This window comes from Bacillus cereus group sp. BfR-BA-01453, from assembly GCF_022662915.1.
In the GTDB taxonomy this organism is placed as follows: Bacteria; Bacillota; Bacilli; order Bacillales; family Bacillaceae_G; genus Bacillus_A; species Bacillus_A paranthracis.
This window is the reverse complement of the sequence record NZ_JAKUEN010000019.1, coordinates 17199-37465: the sequence shown is the minus strand read 5'-3', so window position 1 is coordinate 37465 and position 20267 is coordinate 17199. Positions and strand designations below refer to the sequence as shown.

The following is a 20267-nucleotide window of genomic DNA, read 5'->3' as shown; positions in this document are numbered from 1 at the left end:
ATTATCCCTCCTTCTTTTCTGATACCACAACTGTGATGTGGCTTGTGCGTTTGTTAATTTGGCTTGCACGACCCATTGCACGTGGACGGAAACGTTTTAACGTTGGACCTTCGTCAACGAAAACTTTCTCAACAACTAGGTTGTTAATGTCCATTTCATAATTGTGCTCTGCATTTGCGATTGCAGATTTTAAAACTTTTTCTACAACTGGAGAAGCAGTTTTTGGTGTGTGGTTAAGGATAGCAATCGCTTCACCCACTTGCTTACCTCGGATTAAGTCTACAACTAAACGAACTTTACGAGGAGCAATACGAACTGTTCTCGCTACTGCTTTAGCTTGCATTGAAGTGCCTCCTCTCATTATCTTCTAGTTTTCTTATCGTCAGCATCATGACCTTTATACGTACGAGTTGGTGCGAATTCACCTAACTTGTGGCCTACCATGTCTTCAGTAACATATACAGGTACATGTTTACGACCGTCATATACAGCGATTGTGTGACCGATGAACTGAGGGAAGATCGTTGAACGACGAGACCAAGTTTTAACAACTTGCTTTTGCTCAGTTTCATTTAGCTTTGCAATTTTACTCATTAAATGATCATCGACAAATGGTCCTTTTTTCAAGCTACGAGCCATTTTGGTGCCTCCCTTCGTGATTGCCGTACGGTTCTCAAAGTGAACCGTACTACAATCCCATTATTTTTTACGACGACGAACGATGAATTTGTCAGACGCTTTGTTTTTCTTACGAGTTTTGAATCCAAGAGTTGGTTTACCCCATGGAGACATTGGAGACTTACGTCCGATTGGTGAACGTCCTTCACCACCACCGTGTGGGTGATCAACTGGGTTCATTACAGAACCACGAACAGTTGGGCGCTTACCTAACCAGCGAGAGCGACCAGCTTTACCGATCTTGATAAGTTCGTGTGACTCGTTACCAACTTGACCTACAGTTGCACGGCAAGCAGATAATACAAGACGCACTTCACCAGAAGTTAAACGTACAAGAACGTATTTACCTTCTTTACCAAGTACTTGTGCAGATGTACCAGCAGAACGAACTAATTGTCCACCACGACCTGGTTTAAGCTCGATGTTATGAACAACAGTACCTACTGGAATGTTGATTAATGGTAATGCGTTACCGATTTTAATGTCAGCTTCAGCGCCAGACATAATTTCCATACCTACTTCTAAGTTCTTAGGAGCAAGAATGTAACGTTTTTCACCGTCAACGTAGTTAATTAATGCGATATTCGCAGAGCGGTTTGGATCGTATTCGATCGTAGCAACGCGTCCTGGAATTCCATCTTTGTTACGTTTGAAGTCGATGATACGGTATTGACGCTTATGTCCGCCACCTTGATGACGTACAGTGATTTTACCTTGGTTATTACGACCAGCCTTTTTGCTTAAAGGAGCAAGTAAAGACTTTTCGGGTCTGTCAGTCGTGATTTCAGCGAAATCATTCGTAGTCATGTTACGACGACCGTTAGTAGTTGGATTATACTTTTTAATTCCCATCTCAATTTCCCTCCTTCTTTAGTAAGAATTAAACGCCTTGGAAGATTTCGATTTCTTTGCTGTCAGCAGTTAGCTTAACGATTGCTTTACGACGACGGCTAGTAAAACCAGCGTGACGACCAACGCGTTTTGCTTTCGGCTTGTAGTTCATGATGTTCACTTTTTCTACTTTAACACCAAAGATCGCTTCTAGAGCATCTTTAACTTCTGTTTTATTAGATTTAACGTCCACATCGAACGTGTATTTTTTTTCAGCCATCATTTCCATAGAACGTTCAGTGATAACTGGGCGCTTAATGATATCACGAGGATCTCTCATTATGCAAGCACCTCCTCTACTTTTTCCACTGCCGCTTTTGTCATGATTAGCTTATCATGATGAAGCACGTCTAAAACGTTTACGCCATCAGCAGTGATTACTGTTACTCCAGGGATATTGCGAGCAGATAACTCTACAGATTCGTTTGCATCAGCAGTTACGATAAGAGCTTTCTTCTCAACAGTTAATCCTTTAAGTACTGCTAGCATATCTTTTGTTTTTGGTGCATTTAACACTAGGTCTTCAAGAACTACAATGTTGTTCTCAACTACTTTAGTAGCTAATGCAGATTTGATTGCTAAACGACGAACTTTCTTAGGAAGTTTGTACGCATAGCTTCTTGGTGTAGGTCCGAATACCGTACCACCACCACGCCATTGAGGAGAGCGGATAGACCCTTGACGAGCACGTCCAGTTCCTTTTTGACGCCATGGTTTACGACCACCACCGCGAACTTCAGAGCGAGTTTTTACTTTGTGTGTACCTTGACGTAAAGATGCACGTTGCATCATTACAGCTTCGAAAAGTACAGCTTCATTTGGTTCGATACCGAAAATAGCTTCAGCTAATTCGATTTCACCAACCTGTGAACCAGTTTGGTTATATACAGTAACTTTTGGCATTGGAATTCCTCCTTCCTATTGTGAATTATTTGCTAACCTTCACAGCGCCTTGAACAACTACAAGAGATTTCTTAGCACCTGGAACGTTACCTTTTACTAGTAATAAGTTGCGCTCAGTGTCAACTTGAACGATTTCTAAGTTTTGGATAGTAACTTGGTCTCCACCCATACGTCCAGCAAGTTTTTTGCCTTTGAATACACGGTTCGGAGCAACTGGGCCCATTGAACCTGGACGACGGTGATAGCGAGAACCATGAGACATAGGTCCGCGAGATTGTCCGTGGCGTTTGATAACACCTTGGAAACCTTTACCTTTAGAAATTCCTGTTACATCAACGATTTCACCTGTAGCGAATACGTCAACTTTTACCTCTTGACCAACCTCTAATCCGTCCACGTCTGCATCGCGGATTTCGCGAATGAAGCGCTTAGGAGTTGTAGATGCTTTAGCAGTGTGGCCTTGTTCAGGTTTGTTAGTTAACTTTTCACGCTTATCTTCAAATCCTAACTGAATTGCGTTGTAGCCATCAGTTTCAGTTGTTTTCTTTTGAAGAACAACGTTTGGATTAGCAGCGATAACTGTTACTGGGATTAACTCACCGTTCTCAGCAAATACTTGAGTCATACCGATCTTTCTTCCTAAGATTCCTTTGGTCATGAGTTACACCTCCTACATTTTTAAGTTATATAAATTATAGTTTGATTTCGATATCTACACCAGATGGTAAGTCTAAACGCATTAATGAATCTACTGTTTGTGGAGTAGGACTCACGATGTCGATTAGACGTTTGTGCGTGCGCATTTCGAATTGCTCACGAGAATCTTTGTACTTATGAACAGCACGAAGAATTGTGTAAACAGTTTTTTCAGTTGGTAATGGGATCGGACCAGAAACTGTTGCCCCAGAACGCTTAGCTGTTTCTACAATTTTCTCAGCTGACTGATCAAGAATACGGTGATCGTAAGCTTTTAAACGGATACGAATTTTTTCTTTTGCCATTATTTTCCCTCCTTCGTTCGCCTATTTCTAAAATAGACCTTCTCCATGGAAATTTCCTCACACCATGCCATGGCAAAGCGGCCGGGTGTGTCAGCAACCTTCCACTTCATCGCAGTCAAAGACCAACATTGTCTATTATACAATGTTATTCGTCTAGATGCAAGCATCTTTTTGTTTGCATCTGCTTTTCTCTACTTTTGCTATTATACATGGCACTTTAAAGAATTTCAAGTTTTCATCTAGTAGAATTCATTTTACAGTTTCTGGATTTCAGTTTTAATGATTTCACATTATTATAGAAGAAACTCGTCAAAACATGAAACAATCATTTTGTTCATTATATAAATGCAAACAAAAACCCCAAGGGAAAATCCCTCGGGGTTTTTTATATCAGTTAAGATTACTCAACGATAGTAGCAACTACGCCGTAACCTACTGTACGTCCACCTTCACGAATAGAGAATTTAGTTCCCTCTTCGATAGCGATTGGAGCGATAAGTTCGATAGTCATTTCTACGTTGTCACCAGGCATTACCATTTCAGTACCTTCTGGTAATTGGATGATACCAGTTACGTCAGTTGTACGGAAGTAGAACTGTGGACGGTAGTTAGCGAAGAATGGAGTGTGACGTCCACCTTCTTCTTTAGATAATACGAAAACTTCAGCTTTGAATTTAGCGTGAGCTTTTACAGAACCGCTTTTTGCAAGTACTTGTCCACGTTGGATGTCTTCACGAGCAACCCCACGAAGTAAAGCACCGATGTTGTCACCAGCTTGAGCTTGGTCAAGAAGTTTACGGAACATTTCTACACCAGTTACAGTTGTAGAAGCATTTTCTTCAGCAAGACCGATGATTTCTACAACGTCACCAACTTTAACGATACCGCGCTCAACACGACCAGTAGCAACTGTACCACGACCTGTGATAGAGAATACATCCTCTACAGGCATTAAGAATGGTTTGTCAGTTTCACGTTCTGGAGTTGGGATGTAAGCATCAACTTCAGCCATTAATTCAATGATTTTTGCTTCCCAATCAGCTTCTCCTTGAAGAGCTTTAAGAGCAGAACCTTTGATTACAGGAATGTCGTCACCTGGGAATCCGTATTCAGATAATAGGTCGCGAACTTCCATTTCTACTAATTCTAATAATTCTTCGTCGTCTACCATGTCGCATTTGTTTAAGAATACAACGATGTAAGGTACACCTACTTGACGAGAAAGAAGGATGTGCTCACGAGTTTGAGGCATTGGGCCATCAGCAGCAGATACTACTAAGATACCGCCGTCCATTTGAGCAGCACCAGTGATCATGTTTTTAACATAGTCAGCGTGACCTGGGCAGTCAACGTGTGCATAGTGACGAGTTTCAGTTTCGTACTCAACGTGTGCAGTTGAGATTGTGATACCGCGCTCTCTTTCTTCTGGAGCAGCATCGATTTGATCGTATCCGCGTGCTTCAGCACCACCAGCTTTTGCAAGAACTGTAGTGATCGCAGCAGTTAATGTAGTTTTACCATGGTCAACGTGGCCGATTGTACCGATGTTAACATGGGGTTTAGAACGTTCGAATTTAGCTTTAGCCATTCTAAATTCCTCCTTAGTTTATATAGGTTATTTTATATTTAGTCTAGAAAGCGAAACTTGCGTCCCACTTTCTAAGCTTACATAAGTAGTTATACTTGAACAATCGATAAAAATCAATTATTCACCTTTATTTTTTTTGATAATTTCTTCAGAAACAGACTTTGGTACTTCTTCATAGTGGTCAAACACCATAGAGAATGTTCCGCGTCCTTGAGTGTTAGAACGTAATGACGTTGCATAACCGAACATTTCAGAAAGTGGAACCATAGCGCGAACAACTTGAGCGTTACCGCGAGCTTCCATACCTTCTACACGTCCACGACGAGATGTTACGTCACCCATAATGTCACCCATGTACTCTTCAGGAATTACAACTTCAACTTTCATCATTGGCTCAAGAATTACTGGGTTACATTTAGAAACCGCAGCTTTAAGTGCCATAGATGCAGCGATTTTGAACGCCATCTCAGATGAATCGACATCATGGTAAGATCCGTCAACTAATGCAGCTTTAATGTCTACTACTGGATATCCAGCAAGTACACCATTTTTAAGTGCATCTTCAAGACCTGCGCCTACAGCTGGGATGTATTCACGTGGAACAACACCACCGACGATCTTGTTTTCGAATTCGAATCCTTTACCTTCTTCGTTAGGTTCAAACTCAATCCAAACGTGTCCGAATTGTCCACGTCCACCAGATTGACGAGCGAACTTACCTTCAACTTTCGCAGCAGAGCGGAAAGTCTCACGGTATGCTACCTGAGGAGCACCAACGTTTGCTTCAACTTTGAACTCACGGCGCATACGGTCAACGATGATATCAAGGTGAAGTTCACCCATACCAGCGATGATTGTTTGGCCAGTTTCTTGGTCAGTGTGAGCACGGAATGTTGGATCTTCTTCAGAAAGCTTAGCTAATGCTGTACCCATTTTATCTTGGTCAGCTTTAGATTTTGGTTCGATAGCTACAGAGATAACTGGCTCTGGGAATTCCATAGACTCAAGGATAACAAGGCTCTTCTCGTCACAAAGAGTATCACCAGTAGTAGTATCTTTTAAACCTACAGCAGCAGCGATGTCACCAGCGTAAACTGTTGAGATCTCTTCACGGCTGTTAGCGTGCATTTGTAGGATACGACCTACACGCTCACGCTTACCTTTAGTTGAGTTTTTCACGTATGATCCAGAGTTTAACACACCAGAGTACACACGGAAGAACGTTAACTTACCAACATAAGGGTCAGTCATGATTTTGAATGCTAATGCTGAGAAAGGCTCTTCATCGCTAGACTTACGTTCTACTTCTTCATCTGTATCAGGAACGATACCTTTAATAGCAGGTACGTCTAATGGAGATGGTAGGTAGTCGATAACTGCGTCTAACAGAATTTGAACACCTTTGTTTTTGAATGCAGAACCACAGATTACTGGGAAGAATTCTACAGAAGTTGTAGCCTTACGGATACCAGCTTTAAGCTCTTCTACAGTGATTTCTTCACCTTCTAGGTACTTCATCATCATTTCTTCATCTAGCTCAGCTACCGCTTCGATAAGTTTTCCACGGTATTCTTCAGCTAGTTCTTTGTGCTCTTCAGGAATCTCAACACGTTGAATGTCTGTTCCTAAATCGTTACCGTACATGTAAGCACATTCTTCAACAAGGTCAATGATACCATTGAACTCATCTTCAGCACCAATTGGTAACTGAATTGGATGTGCGTTTGCTTGTAAACGATCGTGGATTGTTCCTACAGAGTATAAGAAGTCCGCACCAATCTTATCCATTTTGTTAACGAATACGATACGAGGTACGCCATAAGTAGTAGCCTGACGCCAAACAGTTTCTGTTTGTGGTTCAACACCAGATTGTGCATCAAGTACTGCTACCGCGCCATCAAGTACGCGTAAAGAACGTTCTACTTCTACTGTGAAGTCTACGTGACCTGGAGTGTCAATGATGTTTACACGGTGACCTTTCCATTGTGCTGTAGTTGCAGCAGAAGTAATTGTGATACCACGCTCTTGCTCTTGCTCCATCCAGTCCATCTGAGATGCACCTTCGTGAGTTTCACCGATTTTATGAATACGTCCTGTGTAGTACAGAATACGCTCAGTAGCTGTTGTTTTACCAGCATCGATGTGAGCCATGATACCAATATTACGAGTGTTTTCTAAAGAGAACTCTCTTCCCATTTGGTGTCTTGCTCCTTCCATATATGGATTGGATTTTTTATTTTAAGTAGCAAAAAAGCCACTTTATATTGTTACATATGTCAGTATGTCCAGTACTCTCATTATGTAAAACGAGCGCCATTGAAAGGGAGAGGCATTCTCCCTCTCCACACTTCCATAAGCGACAAATAAAGCGGTCTATGCTTACATTTATTTTACGTTGTATCCTACCAACGGTAATGAGCAAATGCTTTGTTAGCTTCTGCCATTTTATGAGTGTCTTCACGTTTCTTAACAGATGCACCAGCGTTGTTAGCTGCATCTAAGATTTCGTTAGCAAGACGCTCTTCCATAGTTTTTTCACCACGAAGACGAGCGTAGTTTACTAACCAACGAAGACCTAAAGTTGTACGGCGTTCTGGACGAACCTCAACTGGAACTTGGTAGTTAGCACCACCAACACGACGAGCGCGTACTTCAAGAACAGGCATAATGTTCTTAAGAGCTTGCTCGAATACTTCCATTGGCTCTTTACCAGTACGTTCGCTTACGATATCGAACGCATTATAAAGAATTGTTTGAGATTTACCTTTTTTACCGTCAACCATCATTTTGTTGATAAGGCGTGTTACTAGCTTTGAATTGTACATTGGATCTGGTAACACGTCACGTTTTGCAACAGGTCCTTTACGAGGCATATTGAGTTCCTCCTTTCATTAAAAAGTTATTATTTCTTAGCCGCTTTTGGCTTTTTAGTACCGTATTTAGAACGGCCTTGCATACGCTTGTCAACACCAGCTGTATCAAGCGCACCACGAACGATGTGGTAACGTACCCCTGGTAAGTCTTTTACACGACCACCGCGAATTAATACTACGCTGTGCTCTTGTAAGTTGTGACCGATACCTGGGATGTATGCTGTTACCTCAATACCATTTGTTAAACGAACACGAGCATATTTACGTAACGCTGAGTTTGGTTTCTTTGGAGTCATTGTACCAACACGAGTACATACACCACGTTTTTGAGGTGCAGAGATATCAGTTGATTTTTTCTTTAAAGAGTTAAAACCTTTGTTTAACGCAGGTGATTTAGATTTCCATACTTTATCAGTACGACCATTTCTCACTAATTGGTTAATAGTAGGCATTTGATTATCCTCCCTTCGCATGTTTGTATGACCACATATCCAGGTGGTTCATTATTAGTTGAAAACAAAGTTTTTGCAAGGGAGAGCAAATGCTCTCTCCTCACAAAAACAGTTTTAACTTATTATTCCTATTGCTGAAGCTCCCACTTGAATCCCCGCAACTTTTCCAAGTTTACGAACTGATTCAACTTTTGTTATGGGTATGTTATGTTGCAATGCAGTACGAATGATAACATGGGTTAACCGCATATCAGCATCTTCTGCAATGACAACTTCTTTAACTATACCATTTTTGATTGCTTCCAATGTACGTTTATGACCAACGACCACATTTTCAGCATTTGACACTTTTTGATAAGACATATAAATATCCTCCAAAGCATCGTTCAGGAGCAACCTTGCTTATAGTAACATTTTGACTCATACAATGTCAACTAGGATTAACTGTTTTTATACAAAATTTACGACGGAAAATTTTACTGTTCCACATAAACTTCATCGTTTTCTACATTCATGTCATCTTGTGTTGTTTTAACAAGATCCACTTTGCGATAACGATTCATGCCTGTTCCAGCAGGAACAAGTTTACCGATAATAACATTTTCTTTCAATCCTAGAAGCTCATCACGTTTACCCTTAATTGCTGCATCAGTTAAGACACGAGTTGTTTCTTGGAACGATGCTGCAGATAAGAATGAATCTGTTTCAAGTGAAGCTTTTGTAATACCAAGTAGAACAGGTCTAGCTGTTGCTGGTTGTTTACCTTGTAGTAACACCTTCGCATTGGCATCAGTAAACTGATGGATATCTAGTAATGTTCCTGGTAATACATCTGTTTCACCTGCATCACTTACACGAACTTTACGTAACATTTGGCGTACCATTACTTCTACGTGTTTGTCACCAATTTCTACCCCTTGCATACGGTATACTTTTTGAACTTCACGTAATAAGTATTCTTGAACTGCCGTAATGTCCGTTACTTTTAGTAATTCTTTCGGATCAATAGAACCTTCTGTTAACTCTTTACCGTGGCTAATTTGCTGTCCTGGAATTACTTTCAGACGAGCACCGTAAGGAATAGCATACGTACGAGTTTCAACTTCACCCTGTACAACTACTTCTTGGCGATCTTTAACATCGTTGATCGCTGCGATAACACCGTCGATTTCACTGATAACTGCCTGACCTTTCGGATTACGAGCTTCGAAGATCTCTTGGATACGAGGTAAACCTTGAGTGATATCATCTCCGGCAACCCCACCTGTATGGAACGTACGCATCGTTAACTGTGTACCTGGCTCACCGATAGATTGAGCTGCGATAATACCTACCGCTTCCCCTACCTCTACGTCTGTTCCAGTTGCTAAGTTACGACCGTAACACTTCTTACATACACCGTGGCGAGTGTTACACGTGAACGCTGAACGAATGTTTACAGTTTCAACACCCGAATTTTCAACAATATGAGCGATATCTTCAGTAATTAATTGATTTTCAGCAACTAATACTTCACCTGTTTCAGGATGTTTTACAGTTTTTCTTGCAAAACGTCCAACAAGACGATCATATAATGACTCGATAACTTCATTACCCTCTTTAATCGCACCAATTAATAAACCGCGATCTGTTCCACAATCATCTTCACGAACGATTACATCTTGTGCAACGTCAACAAGACGACGTGTTAAGTAACCAGAATCGGCAGTTTTCAGTGCTGTATCGGCAAGACCTTTACGCGCACCATGCGTAGAGATGAAGTACTCAAGTACTGTTAAACCTTCACGGAAACTTGATTTGATTGGAAGTTCGATGATACGACCAGATGGATTGGCCATCAGACCACGCATACCAGCAAGCTGAGTAAAGTTCGATGCGTTACCACGGGCACCGGAATCACTCATCATGAAGATTGGGTTGCGTTTATTCAAGGATTTCATCAGTTTTCCTTGGATAACATCTTTTGCATTACTCCAAATAGAGATAACACGATCGTAACGTTCTTCTTCCGTGATTAAACCGCGACGGAATTGTTTAATTACATTATCTACTTTTGCTTGTGCTTCGTGGAGAATTTCATCTTTTTCACCTAATACAAGAATGTCAGATACCCCAACTGTAATACCAGCTTTTGTAGAGTACTTGAATCCTAAGTTTTTCATACGGTCAAGCATGCGAGACGTTTCTGTAATTTTGAAACGTTTAAACACTTCCGCAATGATGTTACCAAGGATTTTCTTGCTGAATGGCGCCACTTCTTCGCGACTAGCAATAATCTCTTTAATGTTCGCACCTTTTTCAACGAAATATTTCGCTGGTGTTTCTTTTTCAAGGTTTGAATTTGTTGGTTCATTAATATAAGGGAACGACTCTGGTAAGATTTCGTTAAATATTAATTTACCAACTGTTGTTAATAGAAGCATACTCTTTTGCTCTTCAGTAAATGTTGCGTTGTTTACTGCGCTTGCAGCTACTGCAACACGTGTATGAAGATGTACATATCCATTTTGGTATGCAAGTAATGCCTCGTTCGCATCTTTGAAGACCATACCTTCACCGATTGCGCCTTCACGCTCAAGTGTTAAGTAGTAGTTACCTAATACCATATCCTGAGATGGAGTAACAACTGGTTTACCGTCTTTCGGGTTCAAGATGTTTTGTGCCGCTAACATAAGAAGACGAGCTTCTGCTTGTGCTTCTGATGATAAAGGTACGTGAACGGCCATTTGGTCACCGTCAAAGTCCGCGTTGTATGCAGTACATACAAGTGGGTGAAGACGGATTGCGCGACCTTCTACTAATGTAGGTTCAAACGCCTGAATACCAAGACGGTGAAGTGTTGGTGCGCGGTTTAAAAGTACTGGATGTTCTTTAATCACAGATTCTAAAACGTCCCAAACTTCAGGTTGTACACGCTCGATTTTACGTTTCGCACTCTTAATGTTGTGTGCTAATCCTTTTTCAACTAACTCTTTCATTACGAAAGGTTTGAACAGTTCAAGCGCCATCTCTTTTGGTAATCCACATTGGTACATCTTTAAGTTCGGTCCTACAACGATTACAGAACGACCAGAGTAGTCAACACGTTTACCTAATAAGTTTTGACGGAAGCGTCCTTGTTTACCTTTAAGCATGTGAGATAGTGATTTTAATGGACGGTTACCTGGTCCAGTAACTGGACGACCACGACGACCATTATCGATTAATGCGTCTACAGCTTCTTGTAACATACGTTTTTCGTTCTGAACGATAATGCTTGGTGCACCTAAGTCCAATAGACGTTTTAAACGGTTATTACGGTTAATTACACGACGGTATAAGTCGTTTAAGTCAGAAGTAGCAAAACGTCCACCATCTAACTGTACCATTGGGCGTAGTTCTGGTGGGATTACTGGTAGAACATCTAAGATCATCCAAGATGGCTCATTTCCAGAGTTACGGAATGCTTCTAATACTTCTAGACGTTTAATAGCACGAGTACGGCGTTGTCCTTGTGCTGTTTTTAATTCTTCTTTTAAGAAGTCTACTTCTTTATCTAAATCGATGTCTTGTAATAGCTTTTTAATCGCTTCTGCACCCATAGCAGCTTGGAATGTGCTACCATATCGATCACGATATGCACGGTATTCTTTTTCAGAAAGTAATTGCTTCTTATCAAGTGGTGTATCTCCACTTTCTGTTACAACATAAGAAGCGAAATAAATTACTTCTTCAAGCGCGCGAGGGGACATGTCTAAGACAAGTCCCATGCGGCTCGGGATACCTTTGAAATACCAAATATGAGATACAGGAGCAGCTAATTCGATATGACCCATACGTTCACGACGCACTTTCGCACGCGTTACTTCAACGCCACATCGATCACAAACTACACCTTTATAACGTACACGTTTGTATTTTCCGCAATGACATTCCCAGTCCTTTTGTGGTCCGAAAATGCGCTCACAGAACAAGCCATCTTTTTCAGGCTTTAACGTACGATAGTTAATTGTTTCTGGTTTCTTAACTTCACCGTATGACCAAGAACGAATCTTGTCAGGTGAAGCAAGTCCAATCTTCATATATTCAAAGTTATTTACATCTATCAAGGGGCCTACCTCCCTTTTAGTCTACAGGTTATCCCAATTATTCCTTAGTTGTCTCAACTTCGACATTCAATTTGTCTGCTGATTGATGATCATCGTCATCTTCCGTATCACGCATTTCAATTTCTGTATCGTCGCTAGACATCATTTTAACGTCCATACCTAAACTTTGCAGCTCTTTAATCAATACTTTGAATGATTCAGGAACGCCTGGTTCTGGAACATTTTCGCCTTTAACAATTGCTTCATACGTCTTAACACGTCCAACAACATCATCAGACTTCACTGTTAAGATTTCTTGAAGAGTATAAGCAGCACCATAAGCTTCAAGTGCCCAAACCTCCATCTCACCGAAACGCTGTCCACCGAACTGAGCTTTACCTCCAAGAGGCTGCTGCGTTACAAGTGAGTATGGTCCAGTAGAACGAGCATGAAGTTTATCGTCAACCATGTGCGCAAGTTTGATCATATACATGACACCAACAGATACACGGTTATCGAATGGTTCACCAGTACGTCCGTCATACAGGATTGTTTTCGCGTCATTTGCCATACCAGCTTCTTCAATTGTGCCCCAAACATCTTCCTCACGAGCACCATCGAATACTGGTGTTGCAATGTGAATGCCAAGGTATCTTGCTGCCATACCAAGATGAAGCTCTAATACCTGACCGATATTCATACGAGATGGTACCCCTAATGGGTTTAACATGATATCGATTGGCGTACCGTCTGGTAAGTAAGGCATATCTTCTTCTGGTAAAATACGAGAGATAACACCTTTGTTACCGTGACGTCCGGCCATCTTGTCACCTTCAGAAATTTTACGTTTTTGAACGATATATGCACGCACAAGTTGATTCACGCCTGGTGGCAATTCGTCGCCATCTTCACGGTTGAATACTTTTACATCTAAGATAATACCGCCACCACCGTGTGGTACACGTAGTGATGTATCACGTACTTCACGCGCTTTTTCTCCAAAGATAGCATGTAATAGACGTTCTTCAGCTGTTAATTCTGTTACACCTTTAGGTGTTACTTTACCAACAAGTAAATCTCCATCTTTTACTTCCGCACCAACGCGAATGATACCGCGCTCGTCAAGGTTGCGTAATGCATCTTCCCCAACGTTTGGAATATCACGTGTGATTTCTTCTGGTCCAAGCTTCGTATCACGAGCTTCTGACTCATATTCTTCAATATGAATAGAAGTGTACACATCATCTTTTACAAGGCGCTCACTCATAATGATCGCATCCTCGTAGTTATAACCGTCCCAAGTCATGAAGCCAACAAGCACGTTACGTCCAAGTGCTAGTTCACCTAATTCCATAGAAGGACCATCCGCAAGGATTTCACCTTTTACAACTTCATTTCCAACACTTACGATTGGACGTTGGTTGTAGCAAGTTCCTTGGTTAGAACGAATGAATTTTTGCATTTTGTAGCGATCTAAGTCGCCTTTTACTGTTTGACCGTCAACTTCTACATAGCGACGTACCCAAACTTCACGTGCTTCTACGCGTTCAACAACACCAGGGTGTTTACAGATTACTGCAGCACCTGAGTCTTTTGCTGATACGTACTCCATACCTGTACCTACAATCGGAGATTCCGGATTCATTAACGGAACCGCCTGACGTTGCATGTTCGCTCCCATAAGTGCGCGGTTAGAGTCATCGTTTTCTAAGAACGGAATACAAGCTGTCGCTGCCGACACTACTTGTTTTGGTGATACATCCATGTAGTCGATGCGTTCTTTATTTGTGACAATGTTTTCACCGCGGAAACGAGCTACGATATCTTCATCAAGGAATTCTCCTTCTTCAGATAATTTCATATTCGCTTGGGCTACAACATAATTATCTTCTTCATCTGCTGTTAAATAATCAACATGCCCTGTTACAAGACCAGTTTCTGGGTCAACACGACGGTATGGTGTTTCAATGAAACCAAACTCATTTACTTTCGCGAACGAAGATAATGAGTTAATCAAACCGATGTTTGGTCCCTCTGGTGTTTCAATCGGACACATACGACCATAGTGAGAGTAGTGAACGTCACGTACTTCAAAGCCTGCGCGCTCACGTGTTAAACCACCAGGTCCTAATGCAGATAATCTTCGTTTGTGAGTTAACTCTGCTAACGGATTTGTTTGGTCCATGAACTGAGATAACTGAGAACTTCCGAAGAACTCTTTAATAGATGCAATAACAGGACGAATATTAATTAATGCCTGTGGTGTAATTGCATTTGTATCTTGGATCGACATTCTCTCACGAACAACACGTTCCATACGAGAAAGACCGATACGGAATTGATTTTGTAATAGTTCTCCAACAGAACGCAGACGACGGTTTCCTAAGTGGTCGATATCATCTGTATCCCCTACTTTATATAGTAGGTTGAAGAAGTAACTGATAGAAGCAAGGATATCACCTGGTGTGATGTGTTTTACATCGCGAGTAATATTTGCATTACCAATTACGTTAATTACGCGCTCGCCTTCTGACTCAGGAGCATAAATCTTAATAGATTGCAGCTCAACATCGCCTTCTACCACTCCACCCATTGGTTTCGCTGTTTTGAATCCAATGTTTTTCTCTAAGTAAGGTAAAATGCGATCAAGTGTACGACGATCTAAGATTGTTCCTTCTGCCGCTAAAATTTCACCAGTTTCTGGATCCACTAATGTTTCAGCTAAACGTTGATTAAACAATCTGTTTTTAATGTGTAACTTTTTGTTGATCTTGTAGCGACCTACATTTGCTAAATCGTAGCGCTTTGGATCAAAGAAACGAGACACAAGTAAGCTCTTAGCATTTTCTACTGTTGGTGGTTCACCAGGACGTAGACGCTCATAAATTTCAAGCAATGCTTTTTCTGTGCTATCTGTGTTGTCTTTTTCCAATGTGTTGCTTAAGTATTCGTTATCACCTAAAAGCTCGGTGATTTCTTGATCAGAGCCAAACCCTAATGCGCGTAACAAAACAGTTACAGGAAGTTTACGCGTACGGTCAATACGCACATATACAACATCCTTAGCATCTGTCTCATACTCTAACCAAGCTCCGCGGTTTGGAATTACAGTAGCAGTAAAACCACGTTTTCCGTTTTTATCCACTTTGCCACTATAGTATACGCTTGGAGAGCGAACTAACTGGGAAACGATAACACGTTCTGCACCGTTAATTACGAATGTTCCAGTCTCTGTCATGAGTGGGAAATCTCCCATGAACACATCTTGTTCTTTTACTTCACCAGTTTCCTTGTTGATTAGACGCACTTTTACACGAAGTGGTGCTGCATACGTCACATCACGCTCTTTGCATTCGTCTACAGAGTATTTAGGTTCACCTAAGCTGTAGTCGATAAATTCAAGCGATAGATTTCCCGTAAAGTCTTCAATCGGAGAAATGTCTTGGAACATTTCTCGCAAACCCTCATCAAGAAACCACTGATAAGAAGAGGTTTGAATTTCGATAAGATTTGGTAACTCTAATACTTCACTAATACGGGCATAACTTCTTCGTTGGCGGTGGCGTCCGTATTGAACTAGTTGACCTGTCAACTGCTTCACCCCTCAAATCATGAGTATTATAAATGCACAAAAAAATTTGTGCAAAATCACAAATAAATACAACTACTGCTATTTAGCGTAGTCTTTTTCTCTTAAAGATAAATACGTTGAGTCTTTCTACCTGTTCAAAAAAGAAAAATGGCTTCTATAAGAAAACCATCATTCTGTTTCATAATCTGCTGATTTTACTATCTTTTCCAAGAGAAACAAAAATATACATCTTTCTCAACGCAGAAAATCATATATTGGCATTGTATAATGTTAACATAGCCAAAAATAACCGTCAACGTTTTTTTGATTTTATGATATAATATCCTTTTTTCTTTTCTACAACTTCGACTTCAGAAAATACTTCTTCTAGTTTCTTCAGCGCAGATGGTGCACCTTGTTTCTTTTGAATAACAATCCACAACTCCCCACCTGGAACTAAATGTTCTACAGCTTTTTCTAAAATCTCATGCACGATATCTTTACCTGCACGAATTGGAGGATTAGATAGAATAGCAGCATACATACCATCTACATTTTCATAGACGCTACTTTGAAAAATGTGCACATTTCCAATTCTATTGTTAGCGGCATTTTCTTTCGCAAGCTCAAGTGCCCTTTCATTCACATCCACCATGTGAACTTTACGGTCTTGAAACTCTTTCGCCAACGATAAACCAATTGGTCCATACCCACAACCTACGTCTAATATGTCACCTTTAATATCTGGCACTTGAAACGCTTCAATTAAAAGACGAGAACCAAAGTCCACTTCGTTTTTCGAGAACACCCCACGGTCAGATAAGAAAGTAAATTGAGATCCACGAAGCGTAAATTCCCATCGCTTACGATCACTTTTACTAGAAGGGTCGTTAGAAAAATAATGGTCTGCCATATGGCCACCTCTTTTCTTTACAGTTAAAAAAAAAGCTCGCATGAGAGCGAGCTTTTTTTAAAGCATCAAAAGTTAATTACTTAACTTCTACAGCAGCGCCAACTTCTTCAAGTTTAGCTTTGATTTCTTCAGCTTCTTCTTTAGCAGCAGCTTCTTTGATTACTTTTGGAGTGTTGTCAACTAATTCTTTAGCTTCTTTTAAGCCAAGACCAGTGATTTCACGAACAACTTTGATAACTTTGATTTTTTGTGCACCAGCGCTAGTTAGTTCCACATCAAATTCAGTTTTCTCAGCAGCAGCTTCTCCAGCGCCACCAGCAACAGCTACAGGAGCAGCAGCAGTTACGCCGAATTCTTCCTCGATAGCTTTTACTAAGTCGTTAAGTTCTAATACAGTCATAGATTTAACTGCTTCAATGATTTGTTCTTTAGTCATTGTAAATATCCTCCCTTAAATAGGTTTGTATTGTTTTATCGATAATACGTAATTATCTTTTAAAAAATTAAGCGCCTTGCTCTTCCTTTTGGTCTGCAACTGCTTTAGTAGCAAGTGCAAGGTTACGGATTGGAGCTTGAAGAACGCTAAGAAGCATAGAAAGTAAGCCTTCACGTGATGGAAGAGTAGCGATAGCTTTAACCTCATCAAGTGTTACAAGTTTACCTTCGATTACGCCTGCTTTAATTTCTAAAGCTTCATGATCTTTAGCGAAGTCGTTTAATACTTTCGCAGGAGCAACTACATCCTCGTTACTGAACGCGATTGCGTTTGGTCCTGTTAAGAATTCATTTAACTCAGCCATTTCAGCAGATTCTGCAGCACGACGAGTTAGAGAGTTTTTGTAAACTTTGAACTCAACGCCAGCTTCACGTAATTGCTTACGTAATTCTGTTGCTTCAGAAACTGTTAAACCACGGTAGTCAACAACGATTGTAGATTTACTAGCGCGAAGTTTGTCCGCGATTTCAGTTACAACTTGTTGTTTAGTTTCGATTACTTTGCTCATGTTATTACACCTCCTGTAGATTATATAGAAGATGTACCGAAAGTGCACTAAAAACCTCCATGCCCAACTTGTAGACATGGAGGCATATAGTCACAGAAAAAAATTCCGCTTCGTATATTAACACCTAGGTAGGAAATTAAGTCTATTGACACCTACTGTCTACGGTACACTAATTAAATTCACAACATAAATGATTATATTAAAACTTCTTTATGAAGTCAACTTCCAAAATTTACGCTAATGTAGAAACGTCTACACGTACGCCAGGTCCCATTGTAGAAGCAACTGTTACGTTCTTCATGTAAGTACCTTTTGCAGCAGCTGGCTTAACTTTTTGTAAAGTGTCAGCGATTGTTCTGAAGTTTTCTACTAATTTAGCATCTTCGAAAGATACTTTACCGATTGGAACGTGGATGTTACCAGCTTTATCAACGCGGTATTCAACTTTACCAGCTTTGATTTCGTTAACAGCTTTAGTTACATCAAAAGTAACTGTTCCAGTTTTAGGGTTTGGCATTAAACCTTTAGGTCCTAATACGCGACCAAGTTTACCAACTTCACCCATCATGTCAGGAGTTGCTACTACTACATCGAAATCGAACCAACCTTGTTGGATTTTACCGATGTAATCAGCATCGCCTACGAAGTCAGCTCCAGCAGCTTCAGCTTCTTTAGCTTTTTCACCTTTAGCGAACACTAATACACGTTGTACTTTACCAGTACCGTGTGGAAGAACAACTGCACCACGGATTTGTTGGTCAGCTTTCTTAGGGTCAACACCTAAACGGAATGCAGCTTCTACAGTTGCATCAAATTTAGCTGTGTTTGTTTTCTTTACTAATTCTACTGCTTCTGTTGCAGAGTAAGCAGCTGCACGATCAACAAGCTTTGCAGCTTCTACGTACTTTTTACCTCTTTTAGCCATTTTTATTTCCTCCTCGAATGTGGTTTTAGCGGAATAACCTCCCACGTTTACGCTTATTTTCAGGTATAACCTGAGGATGCGCGCCACCCATTTATTTAAAAACGATAATCATTTACGATAATAAAGGTTGCGAATTGGAATTCCAGACCCGCAACCTTTTTTAAAAAACAAATCGAATTAGTCTTCGATAACGATGCCCATACTGCGTGCAGTACCTTCAACCATACGCATTGCAGCTTCTACGCTAGCAGCGTTTAGGTCAGGCATTTTAGTTTCAGCGATTTCGCGTACTTTATCACGCTTAACAGTTGCCACTTTATTACGGTTTGGTTCACCAGAACCAGACTCAATACCAGCTACTTTCTTAAGAAGAACAGCAGCAGGAGGAGTTTTAGTAATGAAAGTGAATGAACGGTCCTCAAATACCGTAATTTCAACAGGGATGATAAGACCAGCTTGATCTGCTGTACGAGCGTTAAACTCTTTACAGAAGCCCATGATGTTAACACCTGCTTGTCCTAATGCTGGACCAACTGGTGGAGCTGGGTTAGCTTTACCTGCAGGAATTTGAAGCTTTACCATTTTAATTACCTTTTTAGCCACGAGACACACCTCCTTAAGTCCGTGATGTGGTCAATTGGACAGTGATTTGCCCTCCCACGTCATATTTTATCTCTAAGGATAAAATCTTTCAAAAAACGTCTCCGATAACGAAGACGTACTGACTTAAAAGATATTATCACTTTTTACAATTCATTTCAAGTTTCATTTTATAATTTTTCAATTTGATGGAAGTCAAGTTCAACTGGAGTCTCGCGACCAAACATGTCCACAAGCACGCTAACCTTCTTCTTCTCCACATCAATTTCTTCGATAGCACCTGTATAATCTGCGAATGGTCCCTCATTTACACGTACTGTCTCATGAAGTTCAAAGTCGAAATCAACCACCTCGTTGTCCATTCCCATATGTTTCATAATGGTAACAACTTCCTCTTCTAATAGAGGTGATGGTTTAGATCCAGAACCAGAAGAACCAACGAACCCAGTTACACCTGGCGTGTTACGTACAACATACCAAGAGTCATCAGTCATGATTAATTCTACTAATACATAACCTGGGAACACTTTTCTTTTCATTAATTTTTCTTTACCATTTTTCATTTCTACTTCTACTTCTTCCGGGACAACAACACGGAAAATTTTATCTTGCATACCCATTGATTCTACACGTTTCTCTAGGTTTGCTTTTACTTTATTTTCATATCCAGAATAAGTATGGACAACATACCAACTTTTTTCCATTCATTTAGGACGAGCGTCCTTCCCTCCCTGACGTACATTTTTTTGCGCAAATGAAAAAACCCGTTCACCGGGCTTTTACACAGTTCTTATAAATAAC

At 40.6% G+C, this 20267-nt stretch carries 20 protein-coding genes and 1 other annotated feature; all 20 genes read right to left on the bottom strand.

Annotated elements, in window-relative coordinates; all coding sequences use genetic code 11:
- Position 1: 1 nt before the first annotated feature.
- Positions 2 to 343, bottom strand: coding sequence for a 50S ribosomal protein L22 (gene rplV / locus MR070_RS24055; RefSeq protein ID WP_001148024.1), 342 nt, complete (start codon positions 341 to 343; stop codon positions 2 to 4).
- Between the two features lie 17 nt (positions 344 to 360).
- Positions 361 to 639, bottom strand: a complete 279-nt coding sequence (gene rpsS, locus MR070_RS24050) for a 30S ribosomal protein S19 (protein ID WP_000124453.1) — start codon at positions 637 to 639, stop codon at positions 361 to 363.
- Positions 640 to 699: 60 nt separating this feature from the next.
- The gene (rplB, locus tag MR070_RS24045) at positions 700 to 1530 is read right to left on the bottom strand and encodes a 50S ribosomal protein L2 (RefSeq protein ID WP_000511580.1); all 831 of its coding nucleotides are present in this window, start codon (positions 1528 to 1530) and stop codon (positions 700 to 702) included.
- Between the two features lie 28 nt (positions 1531 to 1558).
- Positions 1559 to 1849, bottom strand: a complete 291-nt coding sequence (gene rplW, locus MR070_RS24040; RefSeq protein WP_001205558.1) for a 50S ribosomal protein L23 — start codon at positions 1847 to 1849, stop codon at positions 1559 to 1561.
- Positions 1849 to 2472: a 50S ribosomal protein L4 gene (rplD, locus tag MR070_RS24035; RefSeq protein ID WP_001127258.1), complete on the bottom strand. Its 624-nt coding sequence runs from the start codon at positions 2470 to 2472 to the stop codon at positions 1849 to 1851. Before rplD ends, rplW begins: the two co-directional genes overlap by 1 nt.
- A gap of 25 nt (positions 2473 to 2497) precedes the next feature.
- On the bottom strand, positions 2498 to 3130 hold the full coding sequence (rplC, locus tag MR070_RS24030) for a 50S ribosomal protein L3 (RefSeq protein WP_000160207.1): 633 nt from the start codon (positions 3128 to 3130) through the stop codon (positions 2498 to 2500).
- A gap of 34 nt (positions 3131 to 3164) precedes the next feature.
- Positions 3165 to 3473 (bottom strand): 30S ribosomal protein S10, encoded by a 309-nt coding sequence (gene rpsJ, locus MR070_RS24025; RefSeq protein WP_001040596.1) that lies wholly within the window; start codon positions 3471 to 3473, stop codon positions 3165 to 3167.
- Positions 3474 to 3873: 400 nt separating this feature from the next.
- Positions 3874 to 5061 (bottom strand): elongation factor Tu, encoded by a 1188-nt coding sequence (tuf, locus tag MR070_RS24020; protein WP_001029615.1) that lies wholly within the window; start codon positions 5059 to 5061, stop codon positions 3874 to 3876.
- Positions 5062 to 5178: 117 nt separating this feature from the next.
- Positions 5179 to 7257, bottom strand: a complete 2079-nt coding sequence (gene fusA / locus MR070_RS24015; RefSeq protein WP_000532231.1) for an elongation factor G — start codon at positions 7255 to 7257, stop codon at positions 5179 to 5181.
- Between the two features lie 206 nt (positions 7258 to 7463).
- The gene (rpsG, locus tag MR070_RS24010; protein ID WP_001137493.1) at positions 7464 to 7934 is read right to left on the bottom strand and encodes a 30S ribosomal protein S7; all 471 of its coding nucleotides are present in this window, start codon (positions 7932 to 7934) and stop codon (positions 7464 to 7466) included.
- Between the two features lie 29 nt (positions 7935 to 7963).
- Positions 7964 to 8386: a 30S ribosomal protein S12 gene (gene rpsL, locus MR070_RS24005; RefSeq protein WP_001142340.1), complete on the bottom strand. Its 423-nt coding sequence runs from the start codon at positions 8384 to 8386 to the stop codon at positions 7964 to 7966.
- 114 nt (positions 8387 to 8500) lie between these two features.
- Positions 8501 to 8749 (bottom strand): 50S ribosomal protein L7ae-like protein, encoded by a 249-nt coding sequence (locus MR070_RS24000; RefSeq protein WP_000121830.1) that lies wholly within the window; start codon positions 8747 to 8749, stop codon positions 8501 to 8503.
- A gap of 113 nt (positions 8750 to 8862) precedes the next feature.
- Positions 8863 to 12474, bottom strand: coding sequence for a DNA-directed RNA polymerase subunit beta' (rpoC, locus tag MR070_RS23995; RefSeq protein WP_000567938.1), 3612 nt, complete (start codon positions 12472 to 12474; stop codon positions 8863 to 8865).
- A 37-nt stretch (positions 12475 to 12511) separates the two neighbouring features.
- Entirely contained in the window at positions 12512 to 16045 is a 3534-nt protein-coding gene (gene rpoB, locus MR070_RS23990; protein ID WP_000147555.1) for a DNA-directed RNA polymerase subunit beta, read from the bottom strand.
- A 292-nt stretch (positions 16046 to 16337) separates the two neighbouring features.
- The gene (locus MR070_RS23985; protein WP_000763282.1) at positions 16338 to 16937 is read right to left on the bottom strand and encodes a class I SAM-dependent methyltransferase; all 600 of its coding nucleotides are present in this window, start codon (positions 16935 to 16937) and stop codon (positions 16338 to 16340) included.
- Between the two features lie 76 nt (positions 16938 to 17013).
- Complete coding sequence (gene rplL, locus MR070_RS23980; RefSeq protein WP_000159736.1) at positions 17014 to 17373, bottom strand: 50S ribosomal protein L7/L12; 360 nt, start codon at positions 17371 to 17373, stop codon at positions 17014 to 17016.
- A gap of 67 nt (positions 17374 to 17440) precedes the next feature.
- Complete coding sequence (gene rplJ / locus MR070_RS23975) at positions 17441 to 17941, bottom strand: 50S ribosomal protein L10 (RefSeq protein WP_000048716.1); 501 nt, start codon at positions 17939 to 17941, stop codon at positions 17441 to 17443.
- A 39-nt stretch (positions 17942 to 17980) separates the two neighbouring features.
- Positions 17981 to 18124, bottom strand: a sequence feature (ribosomal protein L10 leader region).
- Positions 18125 to 18173: 49 nt separating this feature from the next.
- The gene (gene rplA, locus MR070_RS23970) at positions 18174 to 18866 is read right to left on the bottom strand and encodes a 50S ribosomal protein L1 (RefSeq protein ID WP_002020168.1); all 693 of its coding nucleotides are present in this window, start codon (positions 18864 to 18866) and stop codon (positions 18174 to 18176) included.
- 177 nt (positions 18867 to 19043) lie between these two features.
- Positions 19044 to 19469, bottom strand: a complete 426-nt coding sequence (rplK, locus tag MR070_RS23965; protein WP_001085872.1) for a 50S ribosomal protein L11 — start codon at positions 19467 to 19469, stop codon at positions 19044 to 19046.
- A gap of 167 nt (positions 19470 to 19636) precedes the next feature.
- Entirely contained in the window at positions 19637 to 20170 is a 534-nt protein-coding gene (gene nusG, locus MR070_RS23960; protein ID WP_000415794.1) for a transcription termination/antitermination protein NusG, read from the bottom strand.
- Between the last annotated feature and the right edge of the window lie 97 nt (positions 20171 to 20267).

Bases quoted from the DNA above. Each gene is read 5' to 3' on its own strand.
- rpsS (WP_000124453.1), bottom strand. From the start codon at position 639: ATGGCTCGTAGCTTGAAAAAAGGACCATTTGTCGATGATCATTTAATG.
- rplW (WP_001205558.1), bottom strand. From the start codon at position 1,849: ATGAGAGATCCTCGTGATATCATTAAGCGCCCAGTTATCACTGAACGT.
- fusA (WP_000532231.1), bottom strand. From the start codon at position 7,257: ATGGGAAGAGAGTTCTCTTTAGAAAACACTCGTAATATTGGTATCATG.
- rpsG (WP_001137493.1), bottom strand. From the start codon at position 7,934: ATGCCTCGTAAAGGACCTGTTGCAAAACGTGACGTGTTACCAGATCCA.
- rpsJ (WP_001040596.1), bottom strand. From the start codon at position 3,473: ATGGCAAAAGAAAAAATTCGTATCCGTTTAAAAGCTTACGATCACCGT.
- rplD (WP_001127258.1), bottom strand. From the start codon at position 2,472: ATGCCAAAAGTTACTGTATATAACCAAACTGGTTCACAGGTTGGTGAA.
- MR070_RS24000 (WP_000121830.1), bottom strand. From the start codon at position 8,749: ATGTCTTATCAAAAAGTGTCAAATGCTGAAAATGTGGTCGTTGGTCAT.
- nusG (WP_000415794.1), bottom strand. From the start codon at position 20,170: ATGGAAAAAAGTTGGTATGTTGTCCATACTTATTCTGGATATGAAAAT.
- tuf (WP_001029615.1), bottom strand. From the start codon at position 5,061: ATGGCTAAAGCTAAATTCGAACGTTCTAAACCCCATGTTAACATCGGT.
- rplB (WP_000511580.1), bottom strand. From the start codon at position 1,530: ATGGGAATTAAAAAGTATAATCCAACTACTAACGGTCGTCGTAACATG.
- MR070_RS23985 (WP_000763282.1), bottom strand. From the start codon at position 16,937: ATGGCAGACCATTATTTTTCTAACGACCCTTCTAGTAAAAGTGATCGT.
- rplJ (WP_000048716.1), bottom strand. From the start codon at position 17,941: ATGAGCAAAGTAATCGAAACTAAACAACAAGTTGTAACTGAAATCGCG.
- rplV (WP_001148024.1), bottom strand. From the start codon at position 343: ATGCAAGCTAAAGCAGTAGCGAGAACAGTTCGTATTGCTCCTCGTAAA.
- rplC (WP_000160207.1), bottom strand. From the start codon at position 3,130: ATGACCAAAGGAATCTTAGGAAGAAAGATCGGTATGACTCAAGTATTT.
- rpsL (WP_001142340.1), bottom strand. From the start codon at position 8,386: ATGCCTACTATTAACCAATTAGTGAGAAATGGTCGTACTGATAAAGTA.
- rplA (WP_002020168.1), bottom strand. From the start codon at position 18,866: ATGGCTAAAAGAGGTAAAAAGTACGTAGAAGCTGCAAAGCTTGTTGAT.
- rplL (WP_000159736.1), bottom strand. From the start codon at position 17,373: ATGACTAAAGAACAAATCATTGAAGCAGTTAAATCTATGACTGTATTA.